Origin of the sequence: Corallococcus sp. CA053C (assembly GCF_003611675.1) — a bacterium.
Lineage (GTDB): Bacteria > Myxococcota > Myxococcia > Myxococcales > Myxococcaceae > Corallococcus.
The window spans coordinates 1-460 of sequence record NZ_RAWA01000872.1 but is presented as its reverse complement, the minus strand read 5'-3'; the positions used below and the strand labels follow the sequence as shown (position 1 = coordinate 460).

General features: G+C 59.1%; 1 protein-coding gene. It reads right to left on the bottom strand.

Annotated features, from left to right (window positions below):
* Window positions 1-152: 152 nt before the first annotated feature.
* Window positions 153-460: hypothetical protein (locus D7V97_RS45205; protein ID WP_199729266.1), on the bottom strand; the 308-nt coding region annotated here is incomplete at its 5' end.

Genomic DNA, 460 nt, shown 5'->3' with positions numbered 1-460 from the left:
CTCTCGCGCGCCTTCCTCGTCGGGCTCCGCTTCGTTGTCGATGATGAGCAGGAACGGGACGTTCTCGACCTTGAATTCGCCGGTCCACCGCATGCCACTGCGCATTGTCCAGGGCATTGTCATGTTGGGCTGAAACAGTTCGTTGAGGATCATCAGGCTTCTCCCGGTCCGCGCTGGCGCTGCGCCTTGATCATCGACGCCATGTCGGCGAGGTGGAACGGCAGCACCTTCAGAGTCCGAATCAGGTGCTTGCACGCGATGCCGCGAAGCTGAGGATTCCGGATGTGTGGGTAGCGGTCTTCGTGGTAGATCGACGCGTCCATTTGGTCGAGGATGTAGTTGAATCCCCAGAACGTGAATGACGGGCAGTGACAGTGCAGCTTAATGTCTCCGCCCCAGAGGAGTAGGCGGGCGGCTTCGTTCGCATTGATGTTCGGATCGTTGACCTGCTCGTCCCAAT